The sequence below is a fragment of the Microbacterium sp. RU1D genome (genome assembly GCF_900156435.1).
Classification (GTDB): domain Bacteria; phylum Actinomycetota; class Actinomycetes; order Actinomycetales; family Microbacteriaceae; genus Microbacterium.
Window position 1 is genome coordinate 46123 of the sequence record NZ_FTPQ01000003.1, and the last position, 18657, is coordinate 64779.

13 protein-coding genes are annotated in these 18657 nt (G+C 71.7%); 10 read left to right on the top strand and 3 right to left on the bottom strand.

Annotation, left to right across the window (positions count from 1 at the left end; all coding sequences use genetic code 11):
- Nucleotides 1-237: 237 nt before the first annotated feature.
- Genes B0B15_RS12425 through B0B15_RS12435 form a run of 3 tightly spaced genes read right to left on the bottom strand, consistent with a single transcriptional unit; the run spans nt 238 to nt 4353 of the window.
- Nucleotides 238-2055, bottom strand: coding sequence for a thioredoxin domain-containing protein (locus B0B15_RS12425; protein WP_076676598.1), 1818 nt, complete (start codon nt 2053-2055; stop codon nt 238-240).
- 18 nt (nt 2056-2073) lie between these two features.
- On the bottom strand, nt 2074-2910 hold the full coding sequence (locus B0B15_RS12430) for an aldo/keto reductase (protein WP_076676599.1): 837 nt from the start codon (nt 2908-2910) through the stop codon (nt 2074-2076).
- 51 nt (nt 2911-2961) lie between these two features.
- The gene (locus B0B15_RS12435) at nt 2962-4353 is read right to left on the bottom strand and encodes an aminotransferase class I/II-fold pyridoxal phosphate-dependent enzyme (protein ID WP_076676601.1); all 1392 of its coding nucleotides are present in this window, start codon (nt 4351-4353) and stop codon (nt 2962-2964) included.
- A 115-nt stretch (nt 4354-4468) separates the two neighbouring features.
- Between B0B15_RS12435 and B0B15_RS12440 the strand changes: the two genes are divergently transcribed.
- The 10 genes from B0B15_RS12440 to B0B15_RS12485 all read left to right on the top strand — a co-directional run bounded on the left by B0B15_RS12440 (nt 4469) and on the right by B0B15_RS12485 (nt 18642).
- Nucleotides 4469-5317 (top strand): nitrilase-related carbon-nitrogen hydrolase, encoded by an 849-nt coding sequence (locus B0B15_RS12440; RefSeq protein WP_076676602.1) that lies wholly within the window; start codon nt 4469-4471, stop codon nt 5315-5317.
- A gap of 2 nt (nt 5318-5319) precedes the next feature.
- Nucleotides 5320-6756, top strand: coding sequence for a dihydropyrimidinase (gene hydA, locus B0B15_RS12445; protein ID WP_076676604.1), 1437 nt, complete (start codon nt 5320-5322; stop codon nt 6754-6756).
- Nucleotides 6757-6767: 11 nt separating this feature from the next.
- On the top strand, nt 6768-7814 hold the full coding sequence (locus tag B0B15_RS12450; RefSeq protein ID WP_076676605.1) for a TIGR03842 family LLM class F420-dependent oxidoreductase: 1047 nt from the start codon (nt 6768-6770) through the stop codon (nt 7812-7814).
- Nucleotides 7815-7821: 7 nt separating this feature from the next.
- Nucleotides 7822-8793 carry an ABC transporter permease gene (locus B0B15_RS12455; RefSeq protein WP_083709013.1) on the top strand — a complete coding sequence of 324 codons (972 nt, stop codon included), beginning with the start codon at nt 7822-7824 and terminating at the stop codon, nt 8791-8793.
- Nucleotides 8790-9593: an ABC transporter ATP-binding protein gene (locus B0B15_RS12460; protein WP_076676607.1), complete on the top strand. Its 804-nt coding sequence runs from the start codon at nt 8790-8792 to the stop codon at nt 9591-9593. Before B0B15_RS12455 ends, B0B15_RS12460 begins: the two co-directional genes overlap by 4 nt.
- Entirely contained in the window at nt 9590-10372 is a 783-nt protein-coding gene (locus tag B0B15_RS12465; RefSeq protein WP_076676608.1) for an ABC transporter permease, read from the top strand. The genes B0B15_RS12460 and B0B15_RS12465 overlap by 4 nt, the downstream gene beginning before the upstream one ends.
- A gap of 74 nt (nt 10373-10446) precedes the next feature.
- On the top strand, nt 10447-11622 hold the full coding sequence (locus B0B15_RS12470; protein WP_076676610.1) for an ABC transporter substrate-binding protein: 1176 nt from the start codon (nt 10447-10449) through the stop codon (nt 11620-11622).
- A 179-nt stretch (nt 11623-11801) separates the two neighbouring features.
- The gene (locus tag B0B15_RS12475) at nt 11802-13052 is read left to right on the top strand and encodes an LCP family protein (protein WP_076676612.1); all 1251 of its coding nucleotides are present in this window, start codon (nt 11802-11804) and stop codon (nt 13050-13052) included.
- Nucleotides 13053-13136: 84 nt separating this feature from the next.
- A complete protein-coding gene (locus B0B15_RS12480; protein ID WP_256334317.1) occupies nt 13137-14297 on the top strand; it encodes a glycoside hydrolase family 3 N-terminal domain-containing protein in 1161 nt (386 codons plus the stop codon).
- A gap of 133 nt (nt 14298-14430) precedes the next feature.
- Nucleotides 14431-18642: a DUF3418 domain-containing protein gene (locus B0B15_RS12485; protein WP_076676613.1), complete on the top strand. Its 4212-nt coding sequence runs from the start codon at nt 14431-14433 to the stop codon at nt 18640-18642.
- The last annotated feature ends 15 nt before the right edge of the window (nt 18643-18657 follow it).

An 18657-nucleotide genomic window follows, 5' to 3' on the forward strand; every position in this document is an offset into this window, starting at 1 on the left:
CCGCCCCGACCATCCGCCGGTTGCGGCGGCCGGTGGGAGCGCGGGCGATCGAGCGTTCGCGGGTGAGGTGGGCGCGTGGCCGCGCGTTGCGCGGCGCTTCCGCGTCGGAAGCCCGGGGGCGCGCGAGCGGCTCTCATCCGAGCGCTCACCCGCGGGCGGGCGTGCAGCAGCCCGACCGGTGAGAGGGCGTCGGGATCGACGGAGGTGCCGTACCGGCAGGGGCGACCCGCTGCGCCGTCAGACCAACCGGGACGGATCCGTCGTCGGCAGCGCGCACGTGAACGCTCGGCAGTCGTACGCCGTGGCCTCGCCGCCCTGGGCGATCTTGCCTTCGAAGAGCTCGAAGCCGGCCGCGGCGAAGGCGCGCGCCTGCGCGGGCGACACGACGGCGACCACGTCCGCGGCGACGCGGCGCGCGGCGTCGGCGATCTCGGCATCCGCTTCGCCCACCACCACCACCTGCCGCGGCGGCGCGGCGAGCCCGACCGCGACCTCGAGGATCGCGCCGTGCGCCAGCGGCGACGCGAGGGCGACCTCCGCCGCCGCCCGCACGAGGGCGTCGGCGGCGTCGCGGTAGCGCTCCCCCGCGCCGAGGCGCCAGAGGTCGAGGGCCGCGGCCGCGAACACCGACGGACCCGACGGCGAGGCGCCATCGGTGGGCACGCCGTGCGGCTGCATGCCCTGCGCGACGAGCACCGCGTCGCCCCCGCCGGGCGGATGGATGCCGTCGCCGCCGAGGCACTGGTCGACGAGGGACCGCGCGCGCTCGGCGTAGGCCACCTCGCCGGTGGCGCGGGCGAGCGCGAGGAGACCACGGGCGAGGCCGCCGTAGTCTTCGAGCGTCGCGGGGGCAGCGGAACGCACCTCGTCGAGGGACGCGCGGCGGAGCGTACCGTCCTCGGCGACGTTGCTCTCGAGCACGGCGTCGGCGGCCCACCGGGCGGCCTCGAGGAAGCGCGGGTCGGTGCGGGTTCCCGCGACGGCGAGCGCGGCGATCGCGTGGCCGTTCCAGCCGGTCACGACCTTGCCGTCGAGGGCGGGCGGCTGCAGCCGCGACCGATCGGCGACGCGGTAGTACCCGCCCTCGTTGCGGGCGCCGTCGATGATCGACTCGGAATCCTGCGCCGCGGCGATGCCTCCCGAGGGCAGCTGCAGCACGTCGACGAGGAAACGAGCGGCGTCGACGGCGGCGGCCTCGTCGCCCGCGGCGAGGGCGACCTCGACGAGTCCGGCGTTGTCGGTGAGCATGCGCTCGTAGTGCGGCACGCTCCAGTCGCGACGCGTGGCGTAGCGGAAGAATCCGCCCTCGACCGTGTCGTGCAGATCGGACGCGACCATGGTGGCGAGGGCGCGGGACGCCACGTCTGCGGCATCCGGCGCGCCGGCGGCGAGCGCGGGCTGCTGCAGGAACCGCAGCACGGGGGTGTTGGGGAACTTCGGCGTCTCGAACGCGGGGCCCGCGGCGAATCCGGCGTACTCGCGATCCTCGCGCGCGGCGACCGTGCGGGCGGCGGCGGCGAGCTGATCGAGGGTCGGTGCCGCGTCGGAGGGGTCGGTGGCCGCGGCGGCGAGGGCATCGCGGAGGGAGGCGCCGGTTGCATCCACCTCGCTCCTTCTCTCGGTCCAGGCCTCGCGAACGGCGGCCAGCACCTGACGGAACGACGGCTGCGGCGGACGCGGCGTCGGAGGGAAATACGTCCCGGCGTAGAACACGCGCCCCTCGGGACTCGCGAAGACGGTCAGCGGCCAGCCGAGGTGCGGGGTGAACGCGCTGGCGGCGTCGAGGTAGGCGGCGTCGACGTCGGGATGCTCTTCGCGGTCGACCTTGATCGACACGAAGCCGTCGTTCAGGATGCCGGCGGTCTCGACATCCTGGAACGACTCACGCGCCATGACGTGGCACCAGTGGCAGGTGCTGTAGCCGATCGAGACCATCACCGGGACGTCTCGCTCGGCCGCGAGCGCGAACGCCTCGGCCCCCCAGGGGAACCACGCGACGGGATTGTCGGCGTGGGCCCGCAGGTAGGGGCTCGAGGCGTTCGCGAGGCGGTTCATCTGCGCGGCTGCGCGGCCTCAGTTGAGGTCGTCGGGGTGGGTGCCCACGCGGCCCGAACCGTCGCCGGGGTCGACGGCGTCGATCGCGGCCATCTCGTCGGCGGAGAGCTCGAAGTCGAACAAGTCGAAGTTCTCTTCCAGACGCTCGCGGCGCACCGACTTCGGGAACACGATGAAGCCGTGCTGGATGTGCCAGCGCAGCACGGCCTGGGCGGGGCTCTTGCCGTGGGCTTCGGCGGCACCCTTCACCGCGGGCAGCTCGAACAGGTCGTACTTGCCCTGGCCGAGCGGGCCCCACGACTCGATGTGCATGTCGTGCTCCTGGCCCCAGGCTGCGATCTCACGCTGGCTGAGGGCGGGGTGCAGTTCGATCTGGTTCACCGCGGGGGTGACGCCGGTCTCGGCGACGATGCGCTCGAGGTGCGGCACCAGGAAGTTCGAGACACCGATCGAGCGGGTCTTGCCGGACTCGCGGATCTCGATCATCTTCTGCCACGCGTGGACGTAGTTGTCGTTCTTCGGCGTGGGCCAGTGGATGAGGTACAGGTCGACGGCGTCGAGCTGGAGCTTCTGAAGGCTCTCGTCGATCGCGGCGAGCGGCTCGTCGCCGTCGTGACGGTCGTTCCAGAGCTTGGTGGTGACGAAGAGCTCGTCGCGGGGGATGCCGCTGGCGGCGATCGCGCGGCCGACGCCCTCTTCGTTCTTGTAGATGGCGGCGGTGTCGATGTGGCGGTAGCCGACCTCGAGGGCCTCGGACACGGCGCGCTCGGCGTCGTCGGCGGGCACGAGGAACACGCCGTAGCCGAGCTGGGGGATGGAGTTTCCGTCGTTGAGCTGAACAGAAGGAACGGTCATGCGCCGAGCCTAGGCGAATCGATTCGAAGAGGTCTCGGGGTTGACGACCGCCTACGACAGCGGTGAGGCGGCGGCAGCGCGGGCGAGCGCCTCGGCCACGAGGCGCACGTTCTCCGTGATCGCACCCGCCGTCACCCGGACGAACTGACCCGCGGGCGCGGGGTCGGCGAGGAACGGGCGCCCGCCGGCCACCGCGATCCCCTCGGCGGCGAGATAGACGAGGGCAGCCCGCTCGTCGCGCACCGGCATCCAGAGGTTGATGCCGTCGGGGGCGCCCACGTCGATGCCCAGGCGACCCAGCGAGGCGGCGAGCCGATCGAGTCGGTCGCGGTAGATCAGCCGGGCGGTGCGGACGGGCGCGATCGAGCGCGGATCGGTGAGGAGCTCGAGGAGCACCGACTGCAGCAGGCGGGAGGTCCAGCCGGGGCCGAGCATGCGGCGGCGCACGATCCGCTCGACGATGTCGGCCGGACCACCGAGCGCGGCGATGCGCAGATCCGGACCGTGAGACTTCGAGAACCCCCGCACGTGCACGACCTGAGCGGGGATCCACCGCGCGAGGGTCACGGCCGGGGCGGTGGCGATCAACGCCGAGTGGTCGTCTTCGATCACGGTGACCGCGCGGCCCCCGGGGACCGTCAGCAGCACGTCGGCGAGTCGTCGCGCCCGCTCGACCGACATCGACACCCCGGTCGGGTTCTGCGCCCGGGTCTGCAGCATCAGGGTCGACGGGCGCTGCGCGAGAGCCCGGGCGAGAGCGGCGGGCAGGATGCCGTCGGCGTCGCTCTCGAGGGGCAGCACCACTGCGCCCGTGGCATCCACGAGGTCGAAGATGTACGGGAACCCGGGCGACTCGACCGCCACACGGTCGCCGAAGCGCACGACCTGATCGACCGCGCGGGAGATGCCGTCGAACGCGCCGTCGACGACGGTGAGCGCCTCGACCGTCGGCACGGGCCAGTCGGCGACGAGCACGTCGTGCAGCTCCGGGAGCACCGGCAGGTCGTGGTAGCGGCCGGTGTCGGCGCGCGGGCGCGCGAGGGAGAGAGCTCGCTCGATCGAGGGCAGCATCGCCGGGTCGGGCGTGCCGAGGGAGAGGTCGAGACGGATGCCGGCTCCCACCCGTCCACCGAGCCCCCGGGGCGCGGGAGGGGCGGGCGGTGCGTCCACGGCGGCGAGTCCCCGCACCCGGGGGCTCAACCACTCCCGACGCGGGGCGCGCACGAAGGTGCCGGCCCGCCCGCGCGAGGTGACGACGCCCGCCTCGGCGAGCGCGCGCCAGGCCGCGGCGATCGTTCCCGTCGACAGGCCGAGGTCGGAGGCGACCTGCCGCACGGTGGGCAGGCGCTCGCCCGGTTCGAGGGTGCCGTCGGTGACCAGGCGCGCGATCTCGGCCGCGAGTCCCGCGGCGGAACGCGAGGAGAGGGCGGTCGTCGAGAGCATCGTCCTCCAATTAACGGCGAAGTCACCCGAAGAAATCGTCGGGAAATGTTCAGGCGCGACAGTAACAGAACACAGCCCCCGCCGAGTGCGGGCCGGCGACGGACGAGGAGACCCCATGACGACGGTGCGAGCGGCCATCACGCAGACCACGTGGACCGGTGACAAGGAATCGATGCTCGACAAGCACGAGCAGTTCGCCCGCGACGCGGCAGCGCGCGGCGCCGAGGTCGTGTGCTTCCAGGAGTTGTTCTACGGCCCGTACTTCGGCATCACGCAGGACCAGAAGTACTACCGCTACGCCGAGCCCGTGGACGGACCCATCGTGCAGCGCTTCGCGGCGCTGGCGAAGGAGCTGGGGCTCGTCACCGTGCTGCCGATCTACGAGGAGGCGCAGACGGGCGTCTACTACAACACCTCGGTGCTCGTCGACGCCGACGGCAGCGTGCTCGGCAGCTACCGCAAGAACCACATCCCCCACCTCGACAAGTTCTGGGAGAAGTTCTACTTCCGCCCGGGCAACCTCGGCTACCCCGTGTTCGACACCGCCGTCGGCAAGGTGGGCATGTACATCTGCTACGACCGGCACTTCCCCGAGGGCTGGCGCGAGCTGGGGCTGAACGGCGCGCACATGGTGTTCAACCCCAACGCGACCAAGCCCGGACTCTCCAACCGCCTGTGGGAGGTCGAGGGTCCGTGCGCCGCCGTCGCCAACGGCTACTTCGTGCTGCAGCCCAACCGCGTCGGCCGCGAGGACAACGAGTACGGCGAGGATGCCGTGACCTTCTACGGCACGAGCCAGGTCATCGACCCGCGCGGCAACCACGTCGGCGCCGTGGGCTCGTCGGAGCACGAGGAGATCCTCATCCGCGACCTCGACATGGACCTCGTGCAGCAGATGCGCGACGACTGGCAGTTCTACCGCGACCGCCGGCCCGACACCTACGGCGAGATCGTGGAGGCGTGAGCATGGGCACCACCCTCCTCACCGGCGGCACCGTCGTCTCGGCGACCGGCCGCACCGCCGCCGACGTGCTGCTGGACGGCGAGACGATCGCCGCCGTCCTCGCGCCCGGGTCGACCCTGCTCGGCCACGACCTCGCGGCATCCGTCGATCAGGTCATCGACGCGACGGGCAAGTACGTCATCCCGGGCGGCATCGACGCCCACACCCACATGCAGCTGCCCTTCGGCGGCACGAGCGCGTCCGACACGTTCGAGACGGGAACGCGCGCGGCGGCCTGGGGCGGAACCACGACGATCGTCGACTTCGCCGTGCAGCGCGCCGGCGAGCGCGTGCAGGACGGCCTCGCGCACTGGCACGAACTCGCCGCGGGCAACTGCGCGATCGATTACGGCTTCCACCAGATCGTCGGAGGGGTGGATGCCGACTCCCTCGCCGCTCTGCCGGGGCTGATCGACGAGGGCATCTCGAGCTTCAAGATGTTCATGGCGTATCCGGGCGTCTTCTACGCCGACGACGCGCAGATCCTCCGGGCGATGCAGGTCGCCGCCGACACCGGGCTGCTGACCATGATGCACGCGGAGAACGGGCCCGTCATCGACGTGCTGGCCGAGCAGCTGATCGAGAAGAACAAGACCTCCCCGTACTTCCACGGCGTCGCCCGCGCGTGGCAGATGGAGGAGGAGGCCACCCACCGCGCGATCATGCTGTCGCACCTCACCGGTGCGCCGCTCTACGTCGTGCACGTCAGCGCGAAGCAGGCGGTCGAGCAGCTCGCCTGGGCGCGTGACAACGGCCAGAACGTGTTCGGGGAGACGTGTCCGCAGTACCTCTACCTCTCGCTCGAGGATCAATTGGGGGCGTCGAGCGAGGAGTGGGGCGACTTCGAGGGTGCGAAATGGGTGTGCTCCACGCCCCTGCGCTCGAAGCACGAGGGCCACCAGCACCACATGTGGCAGGCGCTGCGCACCAACGACATCCAGATGGTGTCCACCGACCACTGCCCCTTCTGCATGAAGGACCAGAAGACGCTCGGACGGGGCGACTTCCGGGCCATCCCGAACGGCATCGGCTCGGTCGAGCACCGGATGGACCTCATGTACCAGGGCGTCGTCACGGGCCAGATCACCCTCGAACGCTGGGTGGAGCTGACCAGCACGACTCCGGCGCGCATGTTCGGCATGTACGGCAAGAAGGGCGTCATCGCCCCGGGAGCGGATGCCGACATCGTCGTCTACGACCCCGCCGGGCACACGTCCATCGGCGTGGGCAAGACCCACCACATGAACATGGACCACTCCGCGTGGGAGGGCTTCGAGATCGACGGACACGTCGACACGGTCATCTCGCGCGGCAAGGTCGTCGTCGACGACGGCGCCTACCTCGGCGCCAAGGGCGACGGGCGCTTCGTCAAGCGGGGCCTGAGCCAGTACCTGGTCTGAGAGGAGAACCCATGGATTTCGGCGTCGTCCTGCAGACCAATCCGCCCGCGGCCCGCACGGTCCAGCTCTCGCAGCTCGCCGAGGCGCACGGGTTCAGCCACGTGTGGACCTTCGACTCGCACCTGCTCTGGCAGGAGCCCTACGTCGTGCACTCGGCGATCCTCGCGGCCACGCGCCGGATCGTCGTGGGCCCGTTCGTGACCAACCCGGCGACCCGCGACTGGACGGTCACGGCATCCACCTTCGCCACCCTCAACGAGATGTACGGCAACCGCACGATCTGCGGCATCGGCCGCGGCGACTCCGCGGTGCGCGTCACCAACGGGCGCCCCACGACGCTGAAAGCGCTGCGCGAGTCGATCCACGTCATCCGGGAACTCGGCAACTCGCGCGCCGTGGAGCACAACGGCGCGACGCTGCAGTTCCCCTGGAGCCGAGGGTCGGAGCTCGACGTGTGGGTGGCCGCCTACGGTCCGCTCGCGCTGAAGCTCACAGGCGAGGTGGGCGACGGGTTCATCCTCCAGCTGGCCGACCTCGACATCGCGGAGTGGATGATCACGACGGTTCGCCAGGCGGCCGAGAACGTCGGGCGCGACCCCGACGAGATCGCCTTCTGCGTCGCCGCCCCCATGTACATCGGCGAGGACACCCCCGACGCCCGCGCGCACATGATCGAGCAGTGCCGGTGGTTCGGCGGGATGGTCGGCAATCACGTCGCCGACATCGTGTCGAAGTACGGCCCTTCGACAGACTCAGGGAACGCGGGGAACGTGCCGGCGGCGCTGACCGACTACATCGCCGGGCGCACCGGGTACGACTACAACTCGCACGGCAAGAGCGACAACGACCACGTCGACTTCGTGCCCGACGAGATCGTCGAGCGGTTCTGCCTGCTCGGCACCGCCGAGGAGCACATCGCCAAGCTCGAGAAGCTGCAGGCGCTGGGCGTCACCCAGTTCGCCGGCTACCTCCAGCACGACAACAAGGAGGAGACGATGCGGGTGTACGGCGAGACCGTGATCCCGGCCCTCACTCCCGCGGTCACGGCGAAGCGGTGACCCGGTCGTGACCGATCAGCTGCTGACCCCCGGTGTCACCGAGGTGGTCGGAGAGGAACGGATGCCGGCGACCCGCCGCTCCGCCCGCGGACGTGCCTTCGCCGCACGCGTGGGGTGGGGCGTCGCCGGAGTGGCCGCGGTGATCGCGCTCTGGGAGCTGTACAAGCTGCTCGGCCCCGCCGACGGCGTCACGGTGGGCGGTGACGGATCGGCCGGGTCGGGCGTCATCCTGCTCCCGCGCACCCACGACCGCGCCATGCCGCACGTCGGCGAGATGATCGCGCGGATGTTCGCCCCCACCAGCGGGGGCGACACCCCTCCGCTGATCGTCTCGGTGGCGCAGGCGGCCGCCACCACCCTCGGTCTCGCCGCGCTCGGGTGGCTCATCGGGGTGCTCGTGGGGTCGCTGCTGGGCGTCGCCATGCAGCGGTGGCGACTGGTCGAGGCGGGCCTGCTGCCCTGGATCGTGGTCAGCCAGATCGTGCCGCTCATCGCCTTCGCACCCGTCGTCAACGCCCTCGGCACGCAGATCGACCGCTCCGGATTCCCGTGGCCGCAGTCGTTCTCGGTGGCGTTGATCGCTTCGTACCTCGCCTTCTTCCCGGTCGCCGTCGGCATGCTGCGCGGCCTCGACGCGCCCGACGCCCTTCATCTCGACCTCATGCGCGCGGGCTCCGCCGGATGGTGGCAGACGCTCGTGCACCTGCGCCTGCCGGCCGCCGTGCCGCACCTGCTCCCGGCGCTCCGGTTGGCTGCGGCGTCCGCCGTGGTCGGCGCGGTCGTCGCCGAGGTGTCGATCGGCCTGCGCGGCGGAATCGGTCGCATGCTCATCCAGCTCGCCGGTCAAGCCTCCTCCGATCCCGCCGCTCCCTGGGCGCCCACCTTCGGCACCGTCGCGATGGGTCTGGTCGCAGCCTTCGGCGTCGCCCTCGTGGGCGTCGCCCTTCATCGTTTCCGTCGCGGGGAGGACACCGCATGACCACCGACACCATCACCAGCGCCGTGCGCGCGCACGGGCTGGGCAAGGTCTTCTCGAGCGCGGGCGGCGAGGTCGTCGCCCTCAGCGACGTCGACCTCGACATCGCGCCGGGCGAGTTCGTGTCGCTCATCGGCCCCTCCGGCTGCGGCAAATCGACGCTGCTGCGCCTGATCGCCGATCTCGACACCGCCAGCTGCGGCGAGCTCACCCTCGCCGGGAAGACCGCCCGGCAGGCCCGGCTCGACCAGGACTACGGCATCGCCTTCCAGCAGGCCGGGCTCCTGCCCTGGCGCACGGTCGCAGCGAACATCGCCCTGCCCCTCGAACTGCACCGCTGGACCCGTGCCCGCCGCGAGGCCCGCGTCGCGGAGCTCGCCGAGCTCGTCGGCCTCACCGACTTCGTCGGACGCTACCCCGACCAGCTTTCCGGCGGCATGCAGCAGCGCGTCGCGATCGCCCGCGCGCTCGCAGCCTCCCCGAAGCTGCTGCTCATGGACGAGCCGTTCGGCGCCCTCGACGAGATGACCCGCGAACGCCTGCAGTCCGAGCTCGCGCGCATCGCCGCCGAGACGGGCGCGACCGTCGTCTTCGTCACCCATTCGATCCCGGAGGCGGTGTTCCTCTCGGACCGCGTGGTGGTGATGAGCCCGAGACCCGGACGCATCACCGACGTCATCGACACCCGCCCTGAACGCGCCCGGGACGACCTGCTGCGGGAGTCGCCGGAGTACTTCTCCCGCGTCACCGCCGTGCGCGAAGCGCTCCACGGCTCGCCTGTGCACCGGGCGAACGAACGATGACCGCCGCACGCCTGCCCGGGTGGGCGCGCCTGGCCGCCCCCGTGGTGGTCGGTCTCGCCGGGCTCCTGGCCTGGTACGCCTTCGTCGCGTCGGGCAGCGCACCGCGCATGCTCCCCGACCCGTTCGCGGTCGGCGCCGAGTTCGTCGCGCGGTTCGGACTCGTCGCGGAAGCCGCGGGAATCACCGGAACCAATGCCCTCGTAGGCCTTCTCGCCGGAACCGTGATCGCGGTGCTGCTGGCCGCCCTCGCCGCCACCTGGCGCCCCGTCGATGGGATGACCGCTCCCCTGGTCGCCGCCCTCGCCGTCGTACCGATCGTCGCCCTCACCCCGATCCTCAACACGATGTTCGGCGCGTCGAGCCAGTTCGGGCGGCAGGCCGTCGCCGCGATCGCCGCGTTCGTGCCCGTCTTCGTCAACACCCTGCGGGGACTGCGTCAGACCCGTCCCGTGCAGCGCGACTTCTTCCGCGCCACCGCCGCGAGCGGAACCCAGACCTTCCTGCGCCTGACCCTGCCCACCGCCCTGCCGTACCTCGTCACGGGCGTGCGGGTCGCGGCATCCCTCGCCGTCATCTCCGCCCTCGTCGCCGAATACTTCGGCGGTCCCGCCGACGGGATCGGCACCGCCATCGCCACGTACGCCAAATCGGGGCGCGCCGCCCTCGCCTGGGCGTTCGTGGCCGGCGGCATCGCGATCGGTCTCGTCTTCTTCCTCGTCACCTCGCTGCTCGAACGCCTCGTCGCCCTCCGCCTCGGCGCCGGTCGCGCGCGGAGCTGAGCGGCATCCCTCCGCAACCGAAAGAGCCCGCACCACCCGACACACGCGCTCCACCGATTCGAAAAGGACCCACCATGAGTCACAGCACCCGACGCGCCCTCGGCGCGATCGCCGGCGTCAGCGTCGCAGCCCTGGCCCTGTCCGCCTGTTCCGGCGGCGGCAGCACCGAGCCGGCCGCCGCCGACGGCGAATTCACCCCGCTCACGTCGATCACGCTGCAGCTGCAGTGGCTCCCGCAGGCGCAGTTCGCCGGCTACTACGTCGCCCTCGACAAGGGCTACTTCGAGGAGGAGGGCTTCGACGACGTCGAGGTGCTCCCCTCCGGCGGCGACATCGTCCCGCAGGACGCGCTCGTCGCCGGCGACGTCGACTTCGCCGTCGCCTGGGTGCCCAAGGTGCTCGGCACGCTCGAGAACCAGGGCGTCGAGCTGACCGACATCGCGCAGGTGTTCCAGAGATCCGGCACGACCCAGGTGTCGTGGAAGGGCTCGGGCATCACGAGCGTCGACGACTTCGAGGGCAAGCGGATCGGCTCGTGGGGCTTCGGCAACGAGTGGGAGATCTTCGCGGCCATGGCCGACAAGGGCCTCGACGCCTCGACCGTGCAGATCACGACGCAGGACTTCTCGATGAACGCCCTCCTCGACAAAGACGTGGATGCCGCGCAGGCGATGACCTACAACGAGCTCGCGCAGCTGCTGGAGACGGTGAACCCCGCCACCGGGACGCTCTACACGATGGACGACATCGACGTGATCTCCTACGAGGACACCGCCGGGGCCATGCTGCAGGACGCCATCTGGGCCGACACGGCGCGCCTCGCCGACGACCCGGCGTACGCTGACGCGGCCACGCGCTTCCTCAAGGCCGTCATCAAGGGCTGGGTCTTCGCGCGCGACAACCCCACCGAGGCTGCGGACATCACCTACACGGCCGCGACCGCCCCGGGCGTCGACGCTTTTCCCGTCGGCCCGACCCACCAGCTCTGGCAGATGAACGAGGTCAACAAGCTCATCTGGACCGGCGGTGACTTCGGCATGATCGATGCCGACGCCTGGCAGCAGACCGTCGACGGCGCGCTCGCGGCCGTCAACCAGGACGGGCTCAACCTCATCACCCAGGCGCCGGCCGACTCCGCGTACTCGAACGAGTACATCGAGGCGGCCCTCAGCGCCCTGAAGGACGAAGGTGTCACGGTCGACGGCGACTACACGCCGATCGAGGTGACGCTCACCGAGGGCGGGCAGTAACCGCGCGAAACGCGCAGCGTACGGCGGGGCGGTCGGTCCACCGGCCGCCCTGTTGTCGTGCGCGCGACCCCCGGTGCGCTCACGAGGGGTGCGCTCGGTCCCGCCGCGCGGACCCGGCGGGTCCCGACTCCGCCGCCCGGCACCAGGAGGAGCCGGCCCCCGCGTGGTTGACTACCCCCATGCCCGCCAGCCCCGCCCCGAAGCACGCGAAGCGCCGTCCCGAGTCCGGGGTCCGCCGTGGGCTCGCCCTGCTCGCGATCGCCGCCGCCGTGATCCTGGTCGCCGGGGTGGCCGTGGGAGGCTTCTGGGCCTGGTCGCTGACGAGCCGGCTGCAGGAGGCTTCGGTTCCGCTGAAAGACGCCCCGGTCGAGCCACCGGCCCTCAGCGAATACAACGAGCCCTTCTCTGTGCTCGTCGTCGGCACTGACGAGTGCGACGACGTCGTGGCGGCGGCATTCGGACCACGCTGCACCGATCCCGAGAACGACGGCGCACGCAACGACGTCAACATGCTGCTGTACGTCTCGGCGAACCCGCGGCGCGCGACCGTGGTCTCGTTCCCGCGCGACCTGCAGGTCGCGATCCCGGAGTGCACGAACGACGACGGCTCCGTGTTCGGCGGCACGGACCGCGCCTCGATCAACACCGCGTTCGAAGACGGGGGGCTCTCGTGCGTCGCCGACACCGTCTCGAACCTCACCGGGCAGAGCATCCCCTTCGCCGCCAAGGTCAGTTTCGGCAACGTCGTCAACATCACCGACGCGATCGGCGGCATCGAGGTGTGCATCGGCGGCGACGGTATCGACGACCCCGATGCCGGCATCCAATGGGAGGCCGGCCCCCGTGTGGTGAAGGGATTCGACGCCCTCGCCTTCCTGCGCACGCGCAAGGGGATCGGCGACGGCAGCGACCTCGCCCGCATCGGCAACCAGCAGCAGTACATGTCGCGCCTGGTCAACAAGCTGCGCAGCGACGAGGTGCTCTCCAACCCCGGCACCCTCATCGGCCTGGCGAACACGGCCGTCAACAACATCCAGCCGAGCGAGAGCCTCGCCGACCCCATCCGCATCGCGCAGCTGGCGTACACGCTCAAGGACGTGCCGTTCTCCGACATCACCTTCGTGCAGTACCCGGTGGTCGACGACCCCTACGACAGCAACCGCGTCGCCCCCGACGAGGCCTCGGCCCAGGTGCTGTTCGAGGCGCTGGCCGCCAACGCTCCCCTGGCGATCACCGGCGAAGCGGGCCGCGGCGTGGTCGCCGACCCGTCCGCTCCCACGGAGGAGCCCACCGCGCCGGCCGAGGAGACCCCTGCTCCGGATGCCACTGCCTCCCCGGACGCGAGCGCAGCCCCGGGCGTCGTCGACCTGCCCGAGAACATCAACGGCACGAAGGCGGACCAGGCGACCTGCTCCGCCGGCAACGGCTGACCGCGGGACGAACGATCCGCCGTCCCGGGCGCAAGCCCCCCGCGCCGGGACGAGACGTTCAGGTCGATGGGCCAGCATCGAAGGGTGAAGACACCCGCCCGCTTCTCACTGCTCGTGATGACCGCGGCGCTCGCCCTCGCCGGCTGCGCACCCACGGCCGCTCCGTCGACTCCACCGGCATCCACCACCCCCACGCCGACACCGACGCCCACTCCCACTCCCACTCCCGACCCCCTGGCGGGGATGAGCCTCGACGACAAGGTCGGCCAGCTGTTCATGGTCGGCACCTCCGTCGACGGCGCTGACCCCACGACGCTCGCCGCGGTCCGCGACGACCACATCGGCGGGATCTTCCTGCACGGCCGGTCGGATGCCGGCACCGAGACCATCGCGGGGCTCGTGAGCGGGTTCACCGCGACGGTGCCCGCGGGCACCCCTCCGCTGTGGGTCGCCACCGACCAGGAGGGCGGCACGGTGCAGGTGCTGTCGGGTCCGGGATTCGACGACATCCCCTCGGCGCTCGATCAGGCGCGGTCCGACGACGCCGCCCTGCGCGCGAGCGCCCGGGCGTGGGGTGCGCAACTCGCGGCCGCCGGGGTCACCATGAACCTCGCGCCCATCGCCGACATCGTCACGAGCCCGGAGTTCGCGGCATCCAATCCCCCGATCGGCGAACTGGCGCGCGAGTACGGCTACGACGCCGCGACGGTCGCCGCCAAGTCCGGCGCCTTCGCCGCGGGCATGCGCGACGGAGGGGTGCTGCCGACGTTCAAGCACTTCCCGGGCCTGGGTCACGTCGACGACAACACCGACTATTCCACCGGCGTGACCGACGACACCGTCACGGCCGACGGGCCGGACGTGGGCGTGTACTCCACGGTGCTGCCGCAGGGCCCCGCCGTCGTCATGCTCTCGACGGCGATCTACGCGCGGATCGATCCCTCGGCGCCCGCCGCATTCTCGCCCGCGGTCGTGAACGTGCTGCGCGACACCGTCGGCTTCGACGGCGTGGTCACCGTCGACGACCTCTCCGCGGCGCGCCAGGTGCAGCCGTGGTCTCCGGCCGATCGCGCGACCCTCGCCGTCGACGCCGGCGTCGACCTGCTGCTCGTCTCGGCCGACCCGTCGGTGTACCCCGAGATGCACCAGGCCGTTCTCTCACGCGCCCAGACCGACCCCGCGTTCGCCGCGAAAGTGGACGCGGCCGTCACCCGCATCCTCGCCGCTAAGGCCGAGATGCCCTGACCCCGCGTCCCTCCCGCGTGAGGGGTCGTTTTTCGTCGCCCCGGGCGCCTCCAGGCGACAGAAGCTGACTCCTCACGCGCGAGCGGGCCGACCACGGGCGGGCAGGGGGCTGCGAGCGGTACGCTGGAAGGCTGTGTCTGTCGAACCCGTCATCGTCTACCCGCCCGAGCTGCCCGTCAGCGCCGCGCGGGACGAGATCGCGCGTGCCATCCGCGACCACCAGGTCGTGATCGTCGCGGGCGCGACGGGCTCGGGCAAGACCACGCAGCTGCCCAAGATCTGCCTCGAGCTCGGACGCACCTCGATCGCGCACACGCAGCCGCGCCGCATCGCCGCGCGCACGATCGCCGAGCGCATCGCCGAAGAGATGCAGGTGCCCCTCGGCTCGACCGTCGGCTACAAGGTGCGCTTCACCGACAAAGTCTCGGCCGACACGCGCGTGGCGCTGGTCACCGACGGCATCCTGCTCAACGAGATCCACCGCGACCGTCTGCTCCGCCGCTACGACACGATCATCGTCGACGAGGCGCACGAGCGCTCGCTCAACATCGACTTCCTCCTCGGCTACCTCCGCCGCATCCTGCCGAAGCGTCCCGACCTGAAGGTCATCGTCACCTCGGCGACCATCGATCCCGAGAGCTTCGCGCGTCACTTCGCCGCGCCCGCCGCCGAGCCCGGCGGCGAGCCGGTGCCGGCGCCGGTGATCGAGGTGTCGGGCCGCACGTATCCGGTCGAGATCCGGTACCGGCCGCTCGGCGGTGACGACGCCGCGAGCGACACCCCGGAGATTCCGGATGCCGACGGCCCCGACGCGCCGTCATCTCGCGGGCGATCGGCACCCGCCTCGCAGAAGGTCAAGAGTCCTGCACGGCCGGCCGGCAAGGCCGGGCGCGACGACGACGATGTCGACGAGGTCGGGGCCGTCGTTGCGGCGCTGCGCGAGCTCGACCGCGAGCCCGCGGGCGACGTCCTGGTGTTCTTCCCCGGCGAAGCCGAGATCCGCGACGCGGCGGACGCCATCCGCGGGGCCTATCGGAAGGATGCCGCGCCGACCGAGGTGCTGCCGCTGTACGGGCGCCTCTCCGCGGCGGAGCAGCACCGCGTCTTCGAGCGGTCGACGATCGCGGGCGTCCGCCGCCGCGTCATCCTCGCCACGAACGTCGCCGAGACGAGTCTCACCGTCCCCGGCATCCGGTACGTCGTCGACACCGGCACCGCGCGCATCTCGCGCTACAGCAACCGCTCGAAAATCCAACGTCTGCCGATCGAGGCGGTGTCGCAGGCGTCGGCGCAGCAGCGCTCCGGGCGCGCGGGTCGTACGTCGCCGGGTGTGGCGATCCGCCTGTACTCCGAGGACGACTTCCTGCGCCGCCCGGAGTACACCGAGCCCGAGATCCTGCGCACGTCGCTGGCATCCGTCATCCTGCAGATGCTGTCGCTCGGTTTCGGCGACATCCAGGCGTTCCCGTTCCTGACCCCGCCCGATTCGCGCGGGGTCAAGGCGGCGCTCGACCTGCTCGTCGAACTGGGCGCGGTGACGCTGCCGGCGCCGGGGTCACGCGCCGACACCTCGCGCGAACGCGACATGCGCGGCGACGGCGACCCGTCGCGACAGCGCCACGGGCGACGTGACGACACCGGCCCCCGTCTCACCGAGATCGGCCGCGAGATCGCACGACTGCCGATCGACCCGCGCTTCGCGCGCATGCTCATCGAGGCCCGCCGCAACGACGTGCAGGCCGAGGTGCTCGCGATCGTGTCGGGCATGTCGATCCAGGACGTGCGGGAGCGCCCCGAGGACCGCCGCGAGGAGGCCGACCGGTTCCACGCGCGTTTCACCGACCCCACCAGCGATTTCCTCTCCCTGCTCAACCTGTGGGAGCACCTGCAGGAGAAGCAGGCCGAGCTCGGCTCGAGCGCGTTCCGGCGCCTCTGCCGCAGCGAGCACCTCAACTACGTTCGCGTACGCGAGTGGATGGACGTGCACCGGCAGCTGCGCTCGCTCGGCGGGCGCGGCGACGGCGGGCGCGACGCGACGAACCACATCTCACATCCGGCCGGTGCGGGGCGCGCGAAGCAGCAACATTCGGGACATGCACCGGCAGAAGCGGCACGAGGGGCTGCTGGCGCCGCCCCCGAGGGCCACGCCGCCGGCGACGCGATCCATCGCGCGATCCTCTCCGGACTGCTGTCGCACCTCGGCATCCTGGATCCCCGCACGATGGCGCAGACCAAGGACCGCAAGGCTCCCGGCGAGGCCCGCCCGGTCAAGGGCGAATACATCGGCGCGCGCGGAGCGCGGTTCGCGATCTTCCCCGGCTCAGGGCTGAAGAAGAAGCGCCCCTCGGCGGTCATGGCGGCCGAGCTCGTCGAGACCTCGCGCCTGTTCGCGCGCACGGTCGCCGCCGTCGACCCGGCGTGGGCGGAAGACCTCGCCCCCGACCTGGTGAAGCGTTCGCTGAGCGAGCCGCACTGGTCGAAGGATGCCGGCGCCGCCGCCGCCTACGAGAAGGTCACCCTGTTCGGTGTCGAGCTCGTCGGCCGCCGCCGGGTGCAGCTCGCGCGCTTCGACCGACCCCTGGCCCGCGAGATGTTCGTGCGCCACGCGCTGGTGGAGGGCGAGTGGGACCCCTCGGTGCTCGACAAGCGCCTCACCGCGTTCCTGCGCCGCAACCAGGAGCAGCGCCGACTGCTCGAGAAGATCGAGGAGCGCGAGCGCCGCCGCGACATCCTCGTCGGCGACGAAGCGGTGTTCACGTTCTACAACGCCCGCATCCCCGCGGATGTCACCGACGTGCGCTCGTTCGAGGCGTGGTGGAAGGATGCCGTCCACCGCACGCCCCACCTGCTCGACCTGCGCGAGTCCGACCTCACCGGCGACCGGGCGCAGGGCGACGACCGCGCCTTCCCCGCGCGCTGGCGCCAGGGAGACCAGACGCTCAACCTCGCCTACCGCTTCGAGCCCGGCGCCCCCGACGACGGGGTCACCGTCGTCGTGCCCCTGCCGCTCCTGGCCCAGCTGCGCCCCGACGGGTTCGACTGGCAGGTGCCGGGCATGCGGGACGAGCTGGTGACGGCCCTGCTGCGGGCACTGCCGAAGACGATCCGCCGCAACGTCGTCCCGGCGGCCGACTGGGCCGAGAAGTTCTCTGCCGAACTGGCCGAGAAGGGCCCCGAACACGCCGACGGCCTGCCGAAGACGACCCTCGTCGACGCGCTGGCCGCTCTCGTGCAGCGCGTCGCCAACCAGCGCGTGGGCGCCGCGGACTTCGAGCTCGAACGCGTTCCCGGACACCTCCTCCCCTCCTTCCGCGCCGTCGATGCGCGCGGGCGCGCGATCGGGAGCGACCGCGACCTCGGGGCGCTGCAGCGGCGTCTGGCCGACCGCGCGCGCTCCAGCGTCGAGTCGGCCGTCAGCCGCGAGCGCCCCGCCCCACGCTCGGCCGCGAAGGTCGCCGAGGCCTCCCCCGCCTTCGCCGCGCGTGCGAGGCTCACCACGTGGGACCTCGACGAGCTCACCGAGGTCGTCGACACGCCCGTCGCCGGCGGCGTCGTCCGCGGGTACCCGGCCCTCGTCGACGAGGGCGACAGCGTCGCCCTGCGCGTGGAAGCCACACCCGAGGATGCCGCGCGGCACACGCGCGCCGGCATCCGTCGCCTCATGCTGCTGGCCGTGCCCTCCCCCGCCACGTACGTCCTCGACCACCTCACCGCGAACGAGAAGCTCGCCCTCGCGGCATCCCCGTACCAGAACGCGAAGGCGCTGATCGAGGACGCCCGCGTGGCCCTCGCCGACGACGTGCTGCGGCGCGAGGCGCCGGACGCGGTGGTGCGCACGAAGGCCGACTTCGAGCGGGTACGCGACGCGTACTCCGCGGCATCCGTCGATCGGACCTTCCGGACCGTCTCGCTCGCGGCGAAGATCCTGCTCGCGCAGCGCGAGGTCGAGAGGGCCTTGAAGGATGCCGCCTCGATGACGCTGCTCGGCGCGCTCAACGACGTGCGCGGCCAGGTGACGGGGCTGATCTTCCCCGGCTTCCTCTCGCGCACGGGTCTGCAGCGCCTGCAGCACTACCCCCGGTACCTGGCGGGGGCGCTGGAGCGCGTGAGGACGCTGTCGGACAATCCCGGCCGCGACCGCCAGCGACAGACCGAGTACGAGCGCTCCGCGACCGCGTTCGCCGAGGCCGGGGGCGCGATCCCACTCCCCGCCGACGCCCCCGCGAACCTCGTGCAGACACGGTGGCTGCTGGAGGAGCTGCGCGTCAGCCTCTTCGCCCAGCGCCTCGGCACCGCGGAGCCGGTCTCTCCCCAGCGCATCGCGAAGGCGCTGAAAGGCGCGTGAGTCGCCGAGATATGT

Excerpts from the sequence above, each read along its gene's own strand:
- B0B15_RS12425 (WP_076676598.1), bottom strand. The coding sequence starts at position 2,055 with ATGAACCGCCTCGCGAACGCCTCGAGCCCCTACCTGCGGGCCCACGCC.
- B0B15_RS12430 (WP_076676599.1), bottom strand. The coding sequence starts at position 2,910 with ATGACCGTTCCTTCTGTTCAGCTCAACGACGGAAACTCCATCCCCCAG.
- B0B15_RS12435 (WP_076676601.1), bottom strand. The coding sequence starts at position 4,353 with ATGCTCTCGACGACCGCCCTCTCCTCGCGTTCCGCCGCGGGACTCGCG.
- B0B15_RS12440 (WP_076676602.1), top strand. The coding sequence starts at position 4,469 with ATGACGACGGTGCGAGCGGCCATCACGCAGACCACGTGGACCGGTGAC.
- hydA (WP_076676604.1), top strand. The coding sequence starts at position 5,320 with ATGGGCACCACCCTCCTCACCGGCGGCACCGTCGTCTCGGCGACCGGC.
- B0B15_RS12450 (WP_076676605.1), top strand. The coding sequence starts at position 6,768 with ATGGATTTCGGCGTCGTCCTGCAGACCAATCCGCCCGCGGCCCGCACG.
- B0B15_RS12460 (WP_076676607.1), top strand. The coding sequence starts at position 8,790 with ATGACCACCGACACCATCACCAGCGCCGTGCGCGCGCACGGGCTGGGC.
- B0B15_RS12465 (WP_076676608.1), top strand. The coding sequence starts at position 9,590 with ATGACCGCCGCACGCCTGCCCGGGTGGGCGCGCCTGGCCGCCCCCGTG.
- B0B15_RS12470 (WP_076676610.1), top strand. The coding sequence starts at position 10,447 with ATGAGTCACAGCACCCGACGCGCCCTCGGCGCGATCGCCGGCGTCAGC.
- B0B15_RS12475 (WP_076676612.1), top strand. The coding sequence starts at position 11,802 with ATGCCCGCCAGCCCCGCCCCGAAGCACGCGAAGCGCCGTCCCGAGTCC.